Source organism: Arthrobacter sp. JUb115 (genome assembly GCF_004365035.1).
Lineage (GTDB): Bacteria > Actinomycetota > Actinomycetes > Actinomycetales > Micrococcaceae > Glutamicibacter.
In genome coordinates this window covers 140,699-159,443 of record NZ_SOBS01000008.1, presented here as the reverse complement: position 1 = coordinate 159,443, position 18,745 = coordinate 140,699, and the positions used below count along the sequence as shown (strand labels likewise).

The following is an 18,745-nucleotide window of genomic DNA, read 5'->3' as shown; positions in this document are numbered from 1 at the left end:
GGAGGAGAGAACCATGGTGCAGGAATACCGCCAGGCCTATGACCAAGCCACCAATGACCCCGCCGCATTCTGGCTGCAAGCTGCCCGGGATATCCATTGGGACAAGGCGCCGCGGATTGCGCTGGATGATTCGCGCAAGCCGCTGTATGGCTGGTTCCCGGATGGCATGCTGAACCTTTCGGCCAATGCGCTGGACCGCCACGTCGAAGCCGGACGCGGAGAGAGCGCCGCCTTGGTCTACGATTCGGCAATGCTGGGCACCGCCACCACATACTCCTACTCCGAACTGCTGCGCGAAGTGGAAATCTTCGCCGGCGTGCTGGCCGGACGCGGCGTGAAGGCCGGTGACCGCGTGCTGGTCTACCTGCCGATGATCCCGCAGGCGGCCATCGCGATGCTTGCTTGCGCACGCCTGGGTGCAATCCACTCGGTGGTCTTCGGCGGCTTCGCGCCCAAGGAACTGGCGGCCCGCATCACCGACTGCGCCCCGGTCGCGATCATTACCGCCTCCGGCGGCATCGAGCCAAGCCGCCGCATCGAATACCTGCCGGCAGTGGCCGAAGCGCTGGGCCTGGCCGAGCCTGCGGTCAGGGACGTGATCGTTGCCCACCGCGATGGCTTCGAGCACGGCCTGGACGAATACCAGGCAAAGCCGGTCAACGGCCAGCAGATCAATTGGCTGGACTGGGAAGAGCAGGCGAAGACCGCCTCGCCGGCCGGGCCGGTCTCCGTGCCATCCACCCACCCGCTCTACGTGCTCTACACCTCGGGAACCACCGGTGCCCCCAAGGGCGTGGTGCGCGACACCGGCGGCTACGCCACGGCCCTGCAGTACTCCATGAACGCGGTCTACGACGTGCATCCGGGAGACACCATGTTCACCGCCTCCGACGTGGGCTGGGTGGTCGGACACTCCTACATCGTCTATGCGCCGCTGATCGCCGGGGCCACCACGGTGCTCTACGAGGGCAAGCCCATCGGCACTCCGGATGCCGGCGCGTTCGGCCGGATCATCGAGGACCACAAGGTCACCACGATGTTCACCGCGCCGACTGCGCTGCGCGCGGTGCGCAAGGCCGACCCGGAAGGCGCGATGATCGCCAGCCACGATCTGTCATCGCTGCGTGCGCTGTTCGTCGCCGGCGAGCGGCTGGATCCGGATACCTACCACTTCGCCTCGAAGCTGCTGGGCATCCCCGTGGTGGATAACTGGTGGCAGACCGAAACCGGCTGGCCGATCGCGTCCAACCCGCTGGGCCTGGAAGAGCTGCCTGCCAAGGCCGGTTCGCCGACCACCCCGGTACCGGGGTTCGACGTGCAGATCCGCGATGCGCTGGGCGAGCAGCTCGGCGCGAACCAGGAAGGCAACATCGTTGTCCGGCTGCCCTTGCCGCCCGGCGCCTTGACCACCCTGTGGGGCAACGACCAGCGCTTCATCGACACCTACCTCTCGCAGATCCAGGGGTGCTACCTCACCGGCGATTCCGGCTTCCTGGACGACGACGGCTACCTGTTCGTCATGGGGCGAACCGATGACGTGATCAACGTGTCCGGGCACCGCCTGTCCACCGGTGCCATGGAGCAGGTGCTGGCGAGCCATCCCGCCGTGGCCGAATGCGCGGTGATCGGCCTGGCCGACGCGCTCAAGGGCCAGCGGGCCAGCGGCTATGTGGTGCTCAAGTCCGGTGTGCAGATTCAGGAGGAAACGCTGAAGAAGGAAATCGTCGCGCTGGTGCGCCAGCATATCGGCGCGGTGGCCGACTTCCGCGAAGTCACCGTCGTGGCGGCGCTGCCCAAAACCCGTTCGGGCAAGATCCTGCGCAAGACCATGCGGCAGATTGCCGATGGCAAGGACTACTCGGTCCCGTCGACCATCGAGGACACCGCGGTGCTCGACGAGCTGGTGCCGCTACTGCGTCCCGAAGCCTAGGGGAAACCAGAGCCTAGCTGCGCGAGGCTGCCCGGTATTCGTATTCCGGGCGGCCTCGCGTGCCATGCCGGGGCTGCTTGACCACGGCCTTGACCTCGGCAAGATGCTCCAGATAGCGCCGGGCGGTGACCCGGGAGATACCCAGCTCTTCTCCGAGCTCGGTCGCTGACAGGCAGGTATCGGGCTTGCTGCGCAGATGGTCGGTGATCTGCGCCAGCGTTTCCGGAATCAGCCCCTTGGGCAGGGACGCGGAAGCGCTGGTGGTGCGCAGGGCCGAGAACGCATTATCCAGCGCGGCCTGGCTGGTATCCGGGCCGGTGGAGCTGATCTCGGAAATGAACCGCCGGTGGTTCTCCAATTTCTCGGTGAACGCCGCGAAGGTGAAGGGCTTGATCAGGTACTGGGTGATTCCGGTGGCTACCGCCGAACGCACCACAGCCAGGTCCCGCACCGCGGTAATGGCGATGATGTCGGTGGTCAGCCCGCGGCCGCGCATGCGCTTGGCGACGTCGATGCCGTGCAGGTCGGGCAGGGTCATATCCAGCAGGACCAGGTCAAAGGGGTCGTGGGCATCGCGGGCCGCGGCCAAGAGCCCGAGCGCCTGCTGGCCGTTGGCGGCAATGGCGCCGGTGGCGAATCCCGGAACGCGGTTGACGTACTTGGCGTGGGAGGCGGCGGTTTGCGGCTCGTCGTCGACCACGAGCACCTTGAAGCTGTGCGAGGCGGTGCCCGGCGGGGGCGTGGCTGCAGGGGATTCGTGCACGGTACCCTCCTGGGCTAATCGCTGATTCTCAAGGGCAAGGTGACGGTGAAGATTGCGCCGGCATCGTTATCAACACCCATTGTGCCACCTAGCCGGAGCACCGCCTGCTGCACCAGCGCCAGCCCCAGGCCGCGCGGCTGGCCGCCGGCCTTGGTGCTGGCCCCGAAGCGCAGCAGCTGATCGAGGAACTCGGGTTCGATGCCCGGGCCGGAATCGGCTACCGCGATGATCAGCTCGTCATCGGCCGCGGCCACTTCCACCCACACCGTCGCGTCCTGGGTGCCCGCCGAAGCATCCAGCGCGTTATCCAGCAGGTTGCCGACGATGGTGACGATGTCGGTGGCGGCAAAGGCATTGCCCGGAATCATGCCCTGCGCGTTGATATCGAGCTTCACGCCGCGCTCATGGGCTTGGGCGGCCTTGGCCACCAGCAGGCTGGAAAGGTAGACGTCGTCGATGGAATGCACGATCGCATCGGTGAGCTTCTGCGAATGCTGGCGGTCATCGACCGCGAAGGCCAGCGCCTTGTCGCTCTGGCCATTTTCGATCAGCGTGGCAATGGTGTGCAGGCGGTTGGCATGCTCATGGGTTTGCGCTCGCAGGGCGGTGGAGAAGGTCTTCAGCGATTGCACTTCGCCGGCCAGTTCCTGCACTTCGGTCAAATCGCGCAGCGTCATGACCTGGCCGGTCACCGGCTGGGAACCGAACCAGCGGGCCGGCAGCCCGCCGCGGCGAGGCAATCGCGCGTTGGTCAGGCGGGCCGGGCCCTGGGAAATGGACAGCACGGTGTGGGTGCCCAAATGGATTTCGTCCTTGCAGCTGCGTCCGGTCGCCATCAGGGTGCGCAGGGTTTCGGGGATCTGCACCTGGTCGAGGTCCAATCCGCCGGAAGGCACTTCCTCGGGGAAGCCGAGCAATCTGGAAGCTTCCTGGTTGTAGAGCACGATGCGGTGCCGCCGGTCCAGCAGGACCAGGCCCTCGCGAACCGAGTGCAGGGCCGAGAAGTAGAAGGCGTAGAGCCGGCGCAGCCCGTGCGGGCCGAAGCCGAGCGTGGCCTGGTTGACGTAGCGGGAGAAGGACCATGAGCTGAAACCCGCCAGCAGCAGGGCCAGCGCCGAAACGGTCATGATCTGCGGAAGTTCGCTGCGGTAGATCGACTCCAGGCTCTCCAGCGTGATGCCCGAAGAGACCATCCCCACCAGCTCGCCGTCGTGGTAGACCGGGGCGATGGTGCGCACCGAAAGGCCCAAGGTGCCCGCGGCCACCTCGTTGTGGGTCTGGCCGGCCAGCGCCTGGTTGATGCTGCCCGAATATCCCTTGCCCAGCTGCTCGGGGTCGGGGTGGGTGACGCGCAGGGCATCGGGGGTCATGATCGTAATGAAATCCACGCCTTGCCCGCGGTCCAGGATCTTGTCGGTGTAGGGCTGCAGCTGCTCGGTGGGGTGATCGCCGGCCAGGGCCTGGGACACGAAAGGATCGTTGGCCAGGGTGATGGAAATCGTGGCCACCGTGGCCTGCTTGTCATCCTGGATCACCTGCGCCTGGTGCTGGTAGGTGGCGACCGCCAGGCCCACGACGACGAAGATGACCACCAGCATCTGGGCGGCGAAGATGACTACCGCCAGGGACCAGCCGTCGCGGCTGAGCGGTGCGGGGGAGGCGGCCTCGCGGGTGGGGCGGGCCAGCGACAGGTCGGTGAAATGATCGGTCACTGCGCTCATCTCCTTGTGCTGCCTGGTCCTTGTACTGTTCACCGCGTGACCAATATGAACGCAATGGAGATGCGGATCACTTCGAACCGCACCATGGATACAGAACGATTCTACGTAATGCCGGCTGTGCAAGGGTGCACGGTTCGGTTCCATGCGCTCACAAGGGTAGGACTACCATGGCTGTCACAGACCAGATGCCGCCGGCAGGCAATTCGCCGCAGGCCGGAACGAAGAAGAAAGACAAGACCCACTGGCTGTACATCATGGTGATTGCCGCCGTGGTGCTCGGCGCAGCGGTCGGCCTGCTGGCCCCGGAGGTGGGCAAGGCCCTCAAGCCCCTGGGCACCGGATTCGTCGCACTGATCAAGATGCTGATCGGTCCAGTCATCTTCTGCACCATCGTCCTGGGCGTTGGTTCCATTGCCAAGGCGGCAACCGTCGGCAAGGTCGGCGGCCTGGCGCTGCTGTACTTCATCACCATGTCCACCTTTGCGCTGGCCATCGGCCTGGTCGTCGGCAACATCATCCACCCGGGTTCGGGGCTGAAGCTCGAGCCGTACGAGTCGGGATCCGGCGGCGGGGAGAACTCCACCGTGGCCTTCCTGCTGGAAATGATTCCGGGCGACATCCCCGTGCTGCCGACCCTGGTGCTGGCCCTGCTGGTCGGCTTCGCGCTGCAGTCCATGGGCAAGTCCGGCGAGCCTGTGCTCAACGCAGTCAAGCACATCCAGGCGGTGGTCTTCCGCCTGATGATGATGATCATGTGGGCTGCCCCGATCGGTGCCTTCGGTGCCATTGCCGCAGTGGTCGGCGCTACCGGCTGGGCCGCCATCGGCTCGATGGCGATCCTCATGGGTGCCTTCTACGTCACCTGCGCGCTCTTCATCGTCGTCGTCCTCGGTTCCCTGTTGCGCCTGGTCACCGGCCTGAACATCTTCCTGCTGCTGAAGTACCTGGCTCGCGAATACCTGCTGATCTTCTCCACCTCATCCTCCGAGTCGGCACTGCCGCGCCTGATCGCCAAGATGGAGCACGCAGGGGTGTCCAAGCCCGTCGTGGGCATCACCGTGCCTACCGGCTACTCCTTCAACCTCGATGGCACCGCCATCTACCTGACCATGGCGGCACTCTTCGTCTCAACGGCCATGGGCATGCCCATGAGCCTGAGCGAGCAGATCGGCCTGCTGGTCTTCATGATCATCGCTTCCAAGGGCGCAGCCGGCGTGACCGGCGCCGGCCTGGCCACCCTGGCAGCCGGCCTGCAGTCGCACCGCCCGGAACTGCTGGACGGCATGGGCGTGATCGTGGGCATCGACAAGTTCATGTCCGAGGCCCGCGCGCTGACCAACTTCACCGGCAACGCCGTGGCAACCTTGCTGATCGGCAAGTGGACCAGGGAGATCGACATGGACCAGGCCAAGGCCGTACTAGCGGGCAGCCTTCCATTCGACGAGAGCAGCGTCGAAGGCCACTAGGACCTTGCTGGAAATCCGTTATCCGACACGTTCGGGTAACGGATTTTCTGCGTCTGGGCGCCTTTGGCAAGATAGGGCCCAGCCGGGCGCAGCAGCCAGCAGGCGGAAAGGCATCATGGGTTCAGCGGTACGAGTGTGCTTTGTCGGCGATTCCTTCGTCGCAGGAGTCGGCGATGAAACCCATCGCGGATGGGCAGGGCGGCTGGTCGCCCGGGGAATCGAACGGGGCCATGGGCTCACCGGCTACAACCTCGGTGTTCGCGGCGATACCAGCGCCATGATCCGGCAGCGATTCGAAGCTGAATGCGCCGCACGCTTTCCGCCAGGGGATTACGCGCCAGGCGTGGTGCTCTGCTTCGGAGTCAACGACGTGATCCGCTGGGACGCGAAGTCGCGGGTGGCCGCCGGAGAACGGATCCAGAACCTCGAGGCCATCCTGGATGCGGCAAAGGAACGCAATTGGCCGGTTCTCATGATCGGTCCGCCGCCGATCGCCGATGATGCATTGAACGCGGAACTGCGCGAGCTGGATGCGCAAATGCGGGCACGGTGCGCATCGAGGAATGTGCCTTATCTAAGCGTGTTCGGGGATCTCGCGGAACATGAGCTGTGGCGCCGCCAAGTGGCCGCCGATGATGGAGCGCACCCGCGCGCAGCAGGCTACGACCTGCTGGCGGGGATGGCCAGCCAGGCTTGGGACCCGTGGCTTGCGGAACTGGGCAGCTAGGCTGGAGCAATGAACGGGACACCGCACCGGCAGCAGTATCGTGCACTGGCAGACGCCGAAGAAGAACTGGTCGAACTCGCCCGGCGGACCATTGAGGCAGCAACCGACGCGCCCGATGGCGGCGACGGAGTGCACACCATGGGTGCCGCGGTGCTGGCTGCCGACGGCGCCATGCACGCGGGCGTGAATTTCTACCACTTCACCGGAGGCCCGTGTGCAGAGCTGGTGGCCTTCGGTGCGGCCCGTGCGGCCGGGGCAAGGGATCCGCAGGTGGTGGTGGCAGTGGGCAACCAGGGGCGCGGCATCAAAAACCCGTGCGGGCGCTGCCGCCAGGTGATGGCTGATAGCTATCCGTGGCTGCGGGTCATCGTCGATACCCCGCACGGGGCGCGCAGCATCGGCATTCGCGAGCTGCTGCCGTTGTCTTTCGACTGGTTGGCCGAGCAAGCCTGAGAGCCTGATGCCCGGCTCAGCGCGAGAGGCCGGGCAAGGGCGAAGCGAGCATCACCCGGTTGCCGTCGGGATCCTGCAGCTGCACGATCCGTGCTCCGCCGCCGGGCTGCGGGCCGTGATGCCCGATGCCCGCATCCAGCAGGCGCGCGGCCTGCGCGTCGAGGTCGGCCACTTCCAGGACCAGCGTGCTGTATCCGGCACGGTCGGGCTCCGCGAAGACCTGGACTCCGAATCCCGGGGCCAGATGCCATTCGAGCAGCCCGTCCATGGGCCGCTGGTCCGGCGCCCGGTTGAAGAGCCGCGCGTACCAGTGCTCGGCTCGGGCCAAATTCGATACCGTGCAATTGCTGAGCATTCCCGTGAACATCTGCCTCGCCCCTTATGCCGCCGGATGCCGGCGCGTGTGGAACCATTCGACCACCGGAATGCGCCAGGATCAAGAACTTATCCGAATAGCCAGCGGATGATCGGGCTGGGCACCAGGGCGCTGCCCAGCCGGGGACTCCACGGCAGGATCACCCTCCAGTGCCTGGCCGGTGGCTTGGGCCAGATCGCAGGGGTGGTCGAGCAGGTCGCGTACCGTCCAAGCGGTGCATGGCGCGGGAATCCTGGCTCATGATGATTCCGGTTTTCGGCCCAGAAGCACACAGGTCAGTGGCCGGCCGCGGTGAGCAGGCGCTGCAGGCGCGGGCCGAACTGGACCTCATGATCCAGAGCCATCAGCTCGTCGATCGACGCGTGCAGCTGTTGCGCAGCGAGAATCGACTGGATGTACTCCCAATAAGCATGCAGCTCCTCGGCCCGTGTCCACCCCGGTGCCGGTTCATCCGGGCCCACCACAACCAACGCGGTTTCGCGGATTCCGGCCGGCGTCACCTGCGCCCATTCTTCGCTGCTGGACCATCCGCGGTCGTCGAGCACCACGATGAATAGCCCGTCGTCCAGTTGGGCCTGGAGGAGCACACGGACCCTTGCCTGCTTGCTGCCTGGCTCGGCTTCCGCCCAGCTGGCGAGCTTTTCAATGGTGCGCATCGCGCCCTTCCCGTAAATGCCAGATTGCGTTCAGCTCGCATACAACATTAGAGCTAAGGTTCAAGGTAAAGGCTCGCCGTGGAAGAACCCAAAAAACCAAGATCTTTTGCTTCGACCGATAACCTTGAAAAGAGCTTACAGCTCGAAGAATCAGGTTTATCGAACGGGAAGTGTGGTTTACCCATCGTGAGCGAGGAACAGGGAAACAAGCACCGCGGAGCGGGGATGCTCAAGGAGCCTCGCCCAGTGGGTCCTACTGGCAAGCCATTGACAGATTTCCCCGTGCCAGCACCGTTGCCATCGCACGGCCCGGCACGCGTGATCGCCATGGTGAACCAGAAGGGCGGCGTTGGCAAGACCACCTCCACCATCAATCTCGCCGCCGCGCTCGCCGAGTACGGCCGCAAGGTGCTGCTGGTGGACTTCGACCCGCAGGGCGCGCTGTCTGCCGGCTTCGGAACCAACCCGCATGAAATGGACATCACCGTCTACAACGTGCTGATGGACCGCAAGGTGAAGATCACCGACGCCATCGTGAAGACCGACGTCGAGAACATCGATCTGCTGCCAGCCAACATCGATTTGTCCGCAGCCGAGGTGCAGCTGGTCAACGAGGTCGCCCGCGAGCAGGTGCTGGAACGTGCGCTGCGCAATGTCATCGACGACTACGATGTGGTGCTCATCGACTGCCAGCCATCGCTGGGCCTGCTGACCATCAACGCGCTCACCGCCGCCCATGGCGTGATCATCCCGCTGACCGCAGAGTTCTTTGCGCTGCGTGCGGTGGCATTGCTGATGGAAACCATCGACAAGGTCAAGGACCGGCTGAACCAGGTGCTGGAGTTGGACGGCGTGGTGGCCACCATGTACGACGCCCGCACCCTGCACAGCCGCGAGGTCATCACCCGGCTGGATGAGGCCTTCGGCGACAAGCTCTTCGAGACCGTCATCAAGCGCACCATCAAGTTCGCCGACGCGAACGTGGCCGCCGAACCGATTACTTCCTACGCCGCCAACCACCCGGGCGCTGAGGCCTACCGCAACCTCGCCCGCGAACTGATTTGGCGTGGTGGTGCCCCGTAATGAGCGCCACGCTCAGCGAAGAAGCCGCCACCGATTCCACCACGCCAGCAGGAGCTGAGCAGGAATCGGCTGGCGGTTTTCGCCTTGCCCTGCAGAATTTCAACGGGCCCTTCGATGTGCTGCTGCACCTGATTACCAAACGCGAGCTGGATATTACCGAGGTCGCGTTGGCAGAGGTCACCGACGAATTCATCGCCTACCTGCGCGAGCTGCAAGCCACCAGTGCCGCCGAGGGGAGCGACGGGATGAAGGTGCTCGATGAAACCACCGAATTCCTCGTGGTCGCCTCCACGCTGCTGGATTTGAAGGCGGCCCGCTTGCTGCCGCGCGGCGAAATGGCCGATGAGGAGGACTTCGAGCTGCTCGAAGCCCGCGACCTGCTTTTCGCGCGGCTGCTGCAGTACAAGGCCTTCAAGCAGGCCGCCGAGTTCTTGGGCGAACGCTACGGAATCGAGGGAGCGCGCCATCCCCGCGAAGTCTCGCTGGAACCGCAGTTCGCTGCCCTGCTGCCGGAACTGGTGTTCAGCATCGGGCCCGACGCCTTGGCCGCGATGGCGGCCAAGGCGCTGGCGCCGAAGCCGGAACCGGAAACAGAGGTCGGCATCGGGCACCTGCACGGGGCGAACGTCACCATTGCCGAGGAAGCCGATGCGATCACCGCCCTGCTCGAAGCCCGCGGCACGCTGGCATTCACCGAACTGGTGGCAGACGCGGATGCGCAGCTGGTGGTGGTCGTGCGTTTTCTGGCATTGTTGGAGATGTTCAGGCAGAGAGCCATTAGCTTTGCGCAGGAAGATCCGCTCGGCCCGCTGCTGATCTCGCTGGTCCAGGAGTCCAGTTTCGATGCGCAGGCCGTGCAAGACGACTACGAGGGGAGTGGTGGTGAGGTGGATCATGAGTGAGATTGCACCCATTGACCAGCTGCCAGGAGGCCTGGAATCGGGCCTTGAAGCGGTGCTGATGGTCGCCGATATCCCCGTATCTTCGGCGCGTTTGGCCGAAATCTTCGAAGTCCCCACCGCCAGGGTTGCCGCCGCTTTGGAGACCCTTGCTACCGAGTATGATAGTAAGGATCGCCCGCGCGGATTTGAACTGCGTCGCGTCGCCTCCGGGTGGCGCTTCTATTCGCGGGCCGATTACGCCGATTTCGTCTCCAGTTATGTGCTCGACGGGCAGACAGCACGCCTGTCACAGGCCGCCCTAGAAACCCTGGCTGTCATCGCTTACCGACAGCCGGTCTCGCGTGGACGTATTTCGGCGATTCGAGGCGTCAACGTCGATTCAGTGGTGCGCACGCTGCTCACCCGCGGATTGATCACGGAGTATCCGGAAGTTGGGGATGGCGGAGCGACGCTGTACCAAACCACCGAATACTTCCTGGAACGACTGGGACTGGGCTCGCTTGATGAGTTGCCTGCGCTGTCCCCGTATCTTCCCGGGGTGGCCGACCTCGAATCGCTCGATTCGGCAACCTACGACGACTAGGTAGCTGCCAGCCGGCAGCTACAACGGACCAACCACGCGTGAAGCCCCAAGACTGGCGGGCTCGCGCAGCGAACACGTAACAGCAAGGGACACAGGCAAGCATGAGCAGGGGACCATCCTCAGGCCGCAACGATCGCGGCAACAATTCAAACTTCGGCGGCAAGCCAGCAGGCGGCCGCGGCACTACCGGCGGCAAGGCCTACGGCAAGCCAGGCGGTGCAGGCCGCACCGGTGGCAAGTCCTTCGGCGAGAAGCCATTCGGCGAGAAGCCGTATGGCAAGTCCGCCTCGGGCAAGCCAGGGGAAAAGTCGAATTCGGCCAAGCGCAACACCGCAGCACCGCGCAAGAACTCCGAGCGTGCTTTCGGCAAGGAACGCTTCGGCAACTCCGTGCCGACCAACTATGCGCGCCCGACCCAGCGCGCCCGCGCCCAGGCTCGTGCCGAAAGCCAGGCAGCTCGCGAGATCAACGGCGAGCAGCAGGACGGCATCCGCCTGCAGAAGGCCATGGCCAACGCCGGGGTGGCCTCGCGCCGCGTCTGCGAGGAGATGATCCTCGAAGGCCGCGTCGAGGTCAACGGCAACCTGGTCGTCGAGCTGGGTTCGCGCGTGGATCCAGCCAAGGACCGCATCCACGTCGATGGCATGCGCATCCAGATGAACCAGGCAAACCGCTACTTCGTCTTCAACAAGCCGAAGCACGTGATGTGCACCATGGATGACCCGGAGGGCCGCCGCACCATCGCCGACTACTTCAAGAACGAGCACCACTCGCTGCGCTTGTTCCACGTTGGCCGACTGGACTACAAGACCGAAGGCGTCTTGATCCTGACCAACGACGGCGAGCTGGCCAACCGCCTGCAGCACCCGAAGTACGAAGTCCCCAAGACCTACCTGGTGCAGATCCCCGGCCCGCTGCCGCGTGCGGTAAGCAACCAGCTGCGCGAGGGAATCAAGCTCGAAGATGGCTGGATCAAGGTCGATGACCTGAAGATCATCGCCACCACACCGAAGCACGTGATGGTCGAGGTGACCCTGCACTCGGGCCGCAACCGCATCGTGCGCCGCATGTTCGACGCCGTAGGCCACCCGGTCCAGCGCCTGGTGCGCGTTGCCGTGGGTCCGGTGCTGCTGGGCGACCAGAAGCAGGGCACCATCCGCTCCCTGGGCAACCAGGAAGTCGGGCACCTCATGGCCATGGTGGGGATGTAGCCCATGGCGTCTTCTCACCTTGCAGGCCCGGTGCTGGTCATCGGCACCGGCTTGCTGGGCACCTCGGTGGGATTGGGCCTGCGCGCCAAGGGCGTGCACGTCTACCTGTCGGATATTTCGCCGACCGCTGCCGGAGTAGCCCAGGACATTGGCGCCGGGGTGCTGCTGGAGCACCAGCAGATCGCCCCGGAACTGGTCGTGATCGGTGCTCCACCGGATGTCACCTCCGCCCTGGTGGGCGACGCGCTGCTGGCCTATCCGAACGCGGCCGTGGTGGACATCGCCAGTGTCAAGGGCTCGATCCTGGCCGGCGTGCTGGCGGACGAGCGGCTGGGCGAGGCTGAGACTTCCCGCTATGTGGGGACGCACCCGATGGCGGGCCGGGAGAAGTCCGGACCGGCCGCGGCCCGTGGCGAATTGTTCACCTCCATGCCGTGGGTCATCTGCGCCCATGAAGGCGCGCAGGCTTCGCGGGTTAAAGCCGCCGAATCCCTGGCCATCGACCTGGGTGCGACCATGTACCGGATGAGCGTGGCCGAGCACGATGAGTCCGTCGCGCTGATCAGCCACTTCCCGCAAGCGGCCAGCTCGATGATCGCCTCGCGCCTGCTGAACGCCGAAAGCCACCAGCTGGCCTTGGCGGGCAACGGGCTGCGCGACACCACGCGCATCGCGGCCAGCGACGAGAAGCTCTGGATCCAGATCTTCTCGCACAATGCCGCCGCACTGGTGCCGATCCTGACCGGGATGAAGGAAGATCTTGACCGGCTGATCAGCACGCTGCAGAACCCGCAGGGCCCCGGCGCGCTGCTGGACCTCTCGCAGCTGATGACCGAAGGCAACGCCGGCAAGGCCCGGATTCCGGGCAAGCACGGCGCACCGCCGCAGGCGTTCGCGTTGGTCACCGTCGTGATCGATGACCGGCCGGGGCAGATCGCCCAGTTGCTGACCGAAATCGGCGACGCGCAGATCAACATCGAGGATTTGCGCATGGAGCACTCCGCGGGCCATCAGGTCGGCATGGTGGATGTTTCGGTCGTGCCCGGCCGGCGCGATGAATTGATAGATGTATTGACCAAGAACGGATGGAAGGTAGCCCAGTGAGCACCTTGAACAACGACAAGCTGGTTATTGCCATCGACGGCCCTAGCGGCTCCGGCAAGTCCTCGGTCTCCAAGGCCGTCGCCCGCAAGCTGGGCGCAGCCTACCTGGACACCGGCGCCATGTACCGTGCGATCACCTACTCGGTGCTCGCCGATGGCACCGATCTGTCCAACGCCGAGGCCATTGCCCAGGCCGTGCGCGATGCCAAGCTGTCCATCTCGGTCGATCCTGATGCTGAACTGGTTGAAATCGGCGGTGTAGACGTGACCGCGGCAATCCGCGAACCACGCATCTCCGAGCAGGTTTCCACCGTTGCCACCAACCTGGACGCGCGTGCCGAACTGGTCCGCCGCCAGCAGGAAATCATTGCGGCCAACACCCGCATCGTGGCCGAAGGCCGCGACATCACCACCGTGGTCGCCCCGGATGCCGATGCGCGCATCCTGCTGACCGCATCGGAAGAAGCCCGCCTGCGCCGCCGCGGCCTGCAGCTGGGCGGATCGCAGAACGAGTCGCAGCTGGCTACCCAGGTGCTGGCGCGCGATGCGAAGGACTCCACCGTGGTGAACTTCACCCAGGCTGCCGACGGAGTCATGACCGTAGACTCCTCGGACCTGGATTTCGAGCAGACCATCGACGCAGTGCTTGACGCAGTCGGCACTGCAACGAAAAACTAGCCTAAAGCTGGTGCCCATCCTCGGCGAGAGCCGATGAAGATTACGATCGCTGTGAAGGGAAAATCATGAGCGAGAACAACTCCACCCACGACGAGGAATACATCCCCGTTGGAGACGACGATATCGCCGAGCGCCTGGCCGAACTGAGCGAGGAAGAGGCCGCGGTTCGCGCCCAGGCCCTGCTCAGCGGACTGGAAGACTACGAACTGGACGAAGAGGACTCCGCCCTGCTTGCAGGCCTGGATAGCTTCGATGACGACGATGAAGACGTTGTCATTCCGCCGGTCCTGGCTGTTATCGGACGACCTAACGTCGGCAAGTCCACCTTGGTCAACCGCATCCTGGGCCGCCGCGAAGCGGTAGTCGAGGATACCCCGGGCGTCACCCGCGACCGCGTGTCCTATTCCGCCGAGTGGGTGGGACGCCCATTCACTATCGTCGATACCGGTGGCTGGGAGCACGATGCCAAGGGCATCCACGCCTCGGTTGCCGACCAGGCCGAAATTGCCGCCGACGTCGCTGACGCCATCCTCTTCGTGGTCGACTCCCACGTGGGCGCGACCGCAACCGACGAGGCTGTGGTGAAGATGCTGCGCAAGAAGGGCAAGCCGGTCTTCCTAGTGGCCAACAAGGTCGACGACTTCAACCAGGAAGCCGAAGCCGCCGCGCTGTGGGGACTGGGATTCGGCCAGCCATGGCCAGTCTCGGCCCTGCACGGCCGCGGCACCGCCGACCTGCTGGACGCTGTCATGGAGAAAATGCCGGCCCATTCGGCTTTCGGCGGCATGATCCCATCGGGCGGTCCGCGCCGCATTGCGCTGATCGGCCGTCCGAATGTGGGCAAGTCCTCGCTGCTGAACAAGGTGGCCGGCTCCGAGCGCGTAGTTGTCGACGATCTGGCCGGCACCACCCGCGATCCCGTGGACGAACTTGTCGAGCTGGGCGGCGAAGTCTGGCGCTTCGTGGATACCGCCGGTATCCGCCGCCGCCAGCACATGGCCGTCGGCTCGGACTACTACGCGTCGTTGCGTACCCAGACGGCGCTGGAGAAGGCCGAAGTCGCCGTCATCCTGCTGGCTGCCAATGAAACCATCTCCGAGCAGGACGTGCGCATCATCCAGCTGGCCATCGAAGCCGGCCGCGCGATGGTCATCGTCTACAACAAGTGGGATGAGGTGGATGAGGATCGCCGCTACTACCTGGACCAGGAGATCGAGCGCGACCTTGCCCATATCGAGTGGGCACCGCGCGTGAACATCTCGGCGAAGACCGGCTGGCACAAGGACAAGCTCGTTCCCGCACTGAATACCGCGCTGGAATCCTGGGACAAGCGCATTCCAACGGGCAAGCTGAACGCCTTCCTGGGCGAACTTGTCGCAGCCCACCCGCACCCGGTGCGCGGCGGCAAGCAGCCACGCATCCTGTTCGGCACCCAGGCTTCGGCCCGTCCGCCGCGCTTCGTGCTGTTCACCACCGGCTTCCTGGATCCAGGCTACCGCCGCTTCATCACCCGGCGGCTGCGCGAAACCTTCGGTTTCGAAGGAAGCCCCATCGAGGTTTCGATGCGAATCCGCGAGCGCCGCGGACGCAATCGCTAAATTTCGAATTTAGCCCTTCACTTGGTGTAGGCTAATAAAGGAGCTTTTCGCAGACGGCACCCTTGGTTCTCACGACTTGGGGATAACGGCTGCGAGGGCATCGGGCTATGGCGCAGCTTGGTAGCGCGCCTCACTGGGGGTGAGGAGGTCGCAAGTTCAAATCTTGTTAGCCCGACGATCCAATCGGAAAACCCCGTCGAGAGTTTCTCTCGGCGGGGTTTTGCCGTGCCTCCCCAGAATTCCACACCCACGGCGAAGATCCGGAAGATGGTCCAATGCAACGCAGATTCCAGCAGGTCGATGTCTTCGGCGCCACCCCGTACAAGGGCAACCCGCTAGGCGTGGTGCTCGACGGGCAGGGCCTGGATACCGAGTCGATGCAGGACTACTCGCTCTGGTCCAATCTCTCCGAGGTCACCTACGTACTGCCGGCCAGCGATGAGCGGGCCGACTACCGTTTCCGCATCTTTGCGCGCGAACGCGAATTCCCATTTGCCGGCCACCCTGCCTTGGGCACAGCGCGTGCCTGGCTGCATGCCGGGGGAGTGCCGCAGGATCCGAAGCAGCTGGTCGTCGAGTGCGAAGCTGGTTTGGTACCGATCAGGATCGAAGGTGAAACGCTTTCCTTTGCTTCGCCGCCGGCTGTTCGAACCGGTGCAATTGCGCCGCACGAACTGACGGAAATGATCCAGATCCTGGGCATTGAGCCCGAGCAGATTGTGGATTCGCAGTGGACGGACAACGGGCCGGGGTGGGCCGCAGTGCTGCTGGAAAACTCGCAGCAGGTTTTGGATGTCTCACCGCGGATCCCCAATAGGCCAGGACGCTGGAAAATCGGGGTCTTCGGCGCACTGCCGCAGTCGTCGGCACCGGAAAAATTCGAAGTCCGAGCTCTGGCCATCGAAAACGGCTCGCTGCGTGAGGACCCGGTCACCGGAAGCCTGAATGGAGCGGCCACGCAATGGCTGATGGCCGCCGGGCACGCCACCGCGCCACTGGTCAACCGGCAGGGTGCGAAAGTCGGACGCGATGGGCATGTGCATCTGGGCTTGGCCGACGGCCAGCTTTGGGTTGGCGGGGCCGCGAACGTCCTGATTGAGGGCATCATCGAGCTGTAGTGCACAAAACCTTGCCTGTTGTGATGGCTTGGGCTTAGCCTTGAATGGTGGGAACGTTAATTCATGGAGTCCATTTCCTCTAGGCGGTAACCAGTGTCGAGCTTCGCTCCGCTGACGCCATCTTCATTGCACCTTTGTGGTGCCCGCCAACCACCAGCACCGCACCGGCCCTGATTACTCGGCGAACCGGTGCTAGGCAGGAAACTCCCGTGACCCAGTCCCAAAATATCCACCCGTCTTCCCAGCATGAGCCCGAAACCGAACCGGACTACGTATGCTCCCTGCAAAATATCGCCGTCAGTTTCGGCGAACGGGATGTGCTGACCGGCATCGACCTTGCAATTTCCGGTACCGACCGCATCGCAGTGCTTGGCGATAACGGTTCGGGAAAATCCACGCTGATGCGCGTGATTGCAGGGAATCTCGAACCCGACCACGGGCAGCGGAAGATGAACGCGCCCGGTGCCGTTGCCTACGCTGCGCAGAACCCGAGCTTCGCTGCGAACATGAGCGTGCAACAGGTGATCGATTCCTATCATCGGCGCTTCCGTGAACTGGAAGGCTTGATGCGCGTCATTTCGGCCAAGCTCGAAGATGCTCCAGAACCTGTCGCCGAACGTTTGATGAAGCAGCTGCAGCAGGTTACCGATCTGTACGAGGCGGCCGACGGCTATTCGCTGGCTCCGCGCCTGGATAGCGCCTTGGAGCAGCTGGGCCTAGGAGATCTGGATCGCCAGCGCCTTGTGTTCCAATTATCCGGTGGGCAGCGATCCCGGCTGTCGCTGGCCTGTGTCCTGTGTTCGGGTGCGCAATTGCTCCTGCTCGATGAACCAACGAATGACCTGGACGAGGCGGCCATGAACTGGCTGGAGCGCACCCTGGACAAGCATCGCGGTGCGCTGGTGCTGATCAGCCATGACCGGATGTTCCTCAAGCGTTTTGCCCGATCCATCGTGGAGGTCGCCGACGGGTCGATCGCGCATTACGGCAATGGCTATGACGGTTATCTGCATGCCAAGGAGCAGGAGCGCATCGTGATCCGCGTCGCCTACGAAAATTGGGTGCAGGAGCTTGAGCGTTCACAGAACTTGGTTGATAAGTATGCTTCACGCGTCAGTGCCATTCCGCGCAAGCAGGAGAAATCCAGTTTCGGGCATGGAAATTTCCGGGCCCGCGATTCCAGCCATGGGTCGACCTCCAAGATCCGCCAGGCAAAATCCCGAATCGAAGACCTCGAAACCCACCGGGCACCCGAGCCGGCTGCTGAGCTGTCCTTCTTGATGCCCGGCAGCACCCAGGACCACGCTGGTGGCGAAACCCTGCTGCAGGTGATGAACGCTCGGCGCGGCTCGGATCCGAAACTGTCCACGCCACGCTTCGACATCAAGCTCGGCGAGCGCTGGCTGGTCACCGGCCCCAATGGTGCTGGCAAATCCACATTGCTCAAAATGCTCGCCGGAGAACTGGAATGCACCGAGGGGAAGATCGAGCGCGCTGCCAACTTGCACTGCGGTTGGCTCCGCCAGGAAGTCGGCATTTTTCCTGGCAGCACCCTGGTTGAAGCCTTCGCCGCGGCCACCGGCCAGTATGTCCAGGACGCCGGTGCGTCCCTGGCCCAGCTGGGCCTGTTTGCGCCGCAGGATTTCCTGCGGCACCCCATGGCGCTTTCGGTAGGCCAGCGCCGCCGCCTGGAACTGGCTATTGCGGTCAGCACCAAAGCGCAGATGCTGTTCCTGGACGAGCCGACGAACCATCTCTCACCGGCCTTGGTGGAGCAGCTGGAGTCAGCGCTGGCGGAATATCCGGGCACCGTGGTCACGGTCAGCCACGACCGGCGCTGGCAGCAGAAAATGCGCGAGCATTCGGTGATGCATCGGCTCGGGGTCGAAGCAGGACGCGTCGAGCTGATCAGGTAGCGCTGGAGTTCTGGCTTCTCAGGTTCAGTCCGCCATCAAAGAGGTGCTGCGGGTCAGTCCTCTCGGACAGGGCACGCAGCCGGGTTCCGGTCTGCCCAGGCCAGGCGAGTTCGGCAGCCGAACGGCGAACGTCCGAAGAGTAGGCGCCGTACGCGCCGGTGCCCAGAACCTGCAGGGCAGCGAACGACTGGTCCTGCTCGGCGATGCCCAACGGGTGGATCCAGGTAGCTGCCAGCACTTCTTGATGCCGCGCCCCCCAGGCGGTGGCGTGGGCCGGAACCCGGGATACGGCACCGCCCAAGGCCCGCAATTCGCCGACCAGGCTGGCCCGATGGGCCAATGACTGCGCCATGGCATCGCCCAACTGCTCATCCGCATGATCGACCAGGACATCACGCATTTTGATGCGCTGCTGACCGGCATGCGGCGAATTCGGGGCTGGCACGATCAGTGGATAAGGC

At 64.3% G+C, this 18,745-nt stretch carries 19 protein-coding genes and 1 tRNA gene; 14 read left to right on the top strand and 6 right to left on the bottom strand.

Annotated elements, in window-relative coordinates; genetic code table 11:
- Positions 1-13 precede the first annotated feature (13 nt).
- Entirely contained in the window at positions 14-1,930 is a 1,917-nt protein-coding gene (locus EDF61_RS14340) for an AMP-binding protein (protein WP_133834501.1), read from the top strand.
- A 13-nt stretch (positions 1,931-1,943) separates the two neighbouring features.
- On the opposite strand, the gene EDF61_RS14335 is transcribed toward EDF61_RS14340, so the two are convergent.
- Positions 1,944-2,693, bottom strand: a complete 750-nt coding sequence (locus EDF61_RS14335) for a response regulator (protein ID WP_133834500.1) — start codon at positions 2,691-2,693, stop codon at positions 1,944-1,946.
- 14 nt (positions 2,694-2,707) lie between these two features.
- Positions 2,708-4,414 (bottom strand): sensor histidine kinase, encoded by a 1,707-nt coding sequence (locus EDF61_RS14330; protein WP_166650818.1) that lies wholly within the window; start codon positions 4,412-4,414, stop codon positions 2,708-2,710.
- Positions 4,415-4,581: 167 nt separating this feature from the next.
- Between EDF61_RS14330 and EDF61_RS14325 the strand changes: the two genes are divergently transcribed.
- From EDF61_RS14325 to EDF61_RS14315, 3 genes are all read left to right on the top strand, one after another.
- A complete protein-coding gene (locus EDF61_RS14325; protein ID WP_105659041.1) occupies positions 4,582-5,880 on the top strand; it encodes a cation:dicarboxylate symporter family transporter in 1,299 nt (432 codons plus the stop codon).
- Positions 5,881-5,995: 115 nt separating this feature from the next.
- On the top strand, positions 5,996-6,607 hold the full coding sequence (locus EDF61_RS14320; RefSeq protein WP_133834499.1) for a DUF459 domain-containing protein: 612 nt from the start codon (positions 5,996-5,998) through the stop codon (positions 6,605-6,607).
- 9 nt (positions 6,608-6,616) lie between these two features.
- Positions 6,617-7,060: a cytidine deaminase family protein gene (locus EDF61_RS14315; RefSeq protein ID WP_105662547.1), complete on the top strand. Its 444-nt coding sequence runs from the start codon at positions 6,617-6,619 to the stop codon at positions 7,058-7,060.
- A 16-nt stretch (positions 7,061-7,076) separates the two neighbouring features.
- On the opposite strand, the gene EDF61_RS14310 is transcribed toward EDF61_RS14315, so the two are convergent.
- The 3 genes from EDF61_RS14310 to EDF61_RS14300 all read right to left on the bottom strand — a co-directional run bounded on the left by EDF61_RS14310 (position 7,077) and on the right by EDF61_RS14300 (position 8,092).
- Positions 7,077-7,427, bottom strand: coding sequence for a VOC family protein (locus tag EDF61_RS14310; protein ID WP_133834498.1), 351 nt, complete (start codon positions 7,425-7,427; stop codon positions 7,077-7,079).
- Positions 7,428-7,496: 69 nt separating this feature from the next.
- Entirely contained in the window at positions 7,497-7,667 is a 171-nt protein-coding gene (locus tag EDF61_RS19200) for a maleylpyruvate isomerase N-terminal domain-containing protein (protein WP_133834507.1), read from the bottom strand.
- Between the two features lie 44 nt (positions 7,668-7,711).
- The gene (locus EDF61_RS14300; RefSeq protein WP_105659045.1) at positions 7,712-8,092 is read right to left on the bottom strand and encodes a hypothetical protein; all 381 of its coding nucleotides are present in this window, start codon (positions 8,090-8,092) and stop codon (positions 7,712-7,714) included.
- A gap of 186 nt (positions 8,093-8,278) precedes the next feature.
- Between EDF61_RS14300 and EDF61_RS14295 the strand changes: the two genes are divergently transcribed.
- The 10 genes from EDF61_RS14295 to abc-f all read left to right on the top strand — a co-directional run bounded on the left by EDF61_RS14295 (position 8,279) and on the right by abc-f (position 18,284).
- A complete protein-coding gene (locus tag EDF61_RS14295) occupies positions 8,279-9,175 on the top strand; it encodes a ParA family protein (RefSeq protein WP_013348536.1) in 897 nt (298 codons plus the stop codon).
- A complete protein-coding gene (locus EDF61_RS14290) occupies positions 9,175-10,077 on the top strand; it encodes a segregation and condensation protein A (protein ID WP_105659046.1) in 903 nt (300 codons plus the stop codon). The genes EDF61_RS14295 and EDF61_RS14290 overlap by 1 nt, the downstream gene beginning before the upstream one ends.
- On the top strand, positions 10,070-10,660 hold the full coding sequence (gene scpB / locus EDF61_RS14285; RefSeq protein ID WP_105659047.1) for an SMC-Scp complex subunit ScpB: 591 nt from the start codon (positions 10,070-10,072) through the stop codon (positions 10,658-10,660). Before EDF61_RS14290 ends, scpB begins: the two co-directional genes overlap by 8 nt.
- A gap of 101 nt (positions 10,661-10,761) precedes the next feature.
- Positions 10,762-11,871 (top strand): pseudouridine synthase, encoded by a 1,110-nt coding sequence (locus tag EDF61_RS14280; protein WP_105659048.1) that lies wholly within the window; start codon positions 10,762-10,764, stop codon positions 11,869-11,871.
- A gap of 3 nt (positions 11,872-11,874) precedes the next feature.
- Positions 11,875-12,975 carry a prephenate dehydrogenase gene (locus EDF61_RS14275; protein WP_133834497.1) on the top strand — a complete coding sequence of 367 codons (1,101 nt, stop codon included), beginning with the start codon at positions 11,875-11,877 and terminating at the stop codon, positions 12,973-12,975.
- On the top strand, positions 12,957-13,652 hold the full coding sequence (gene cmk / locus EDF61_RS14270) for a (d)CMP kinase (RefSeq protein WP_105659050.1): 696 nt from the start codon (positions 12,957-12,959) through the stop codon (positions 13,650-13,652). Before EDF61_RS14275 ends, cmk begins: the two co-directional genes overlap by 19 nt.
- A 65-nt stretch (positions 13,653-13,717) precedes the next feature.
- Positions 13,718-15,250 (top strand): ribosome biogenesis GTPase Der, encoded by a 1,533-nt coding sequence (gene der / locus EDF61_RS14265; protein ID WP_105659051.1) that lies wholly within the window; start codon positions 13,718-13,720, stop codon positions 15,248-15,250.
- Positions 15,251-15,351: 101 nt separating this feature from the next.
- A tRNA-Pro gene (locus EDF61_RS14260) sits at positions 15,352-15,425 on the top strand.
- A gap of 100 nt (positions 15,426-15,525) precedes the next feature.
- Entirely contained in the window at positions 15,526-16,368 is an 843-nt protein-coding gene (locus EDF61_RS14255) for a PhzF family phenazine biosynthesis protein (protein ID WP_133834496.1), read from the top strand.
- Between the two features lie 209 nt (positions 16,369-16,577).
- Positions 16,578-18,284, top strand: coding sequence for a ribosomal protection-like ABC-F family protein (abc-f, locus tag EDF61_RS14250; RefSeq protein WP_133834495.1), 1,707 nt, complete (start codon positions 16,578-16,580; stop codon positions 18,282-18,284).
- Here abc-f and EDF61_RS14245 read toward each other — a convergent pair.
- Positions 18,277-18,729, bottom strand: a complete 453-nt coding sequence (locus EDF61_RS14245; RefSeq protein ID WP_133834494.1) for a hypothetical protein — start codon at positions 18,727-18,729, stop codon at positions 18,277-18,279. The genes abc-f and EDF61_RS14245 overlap by 8 nt on opposite strands.
- Positions 18,730-18,745 lie beyond the last annotated feature (16 nt).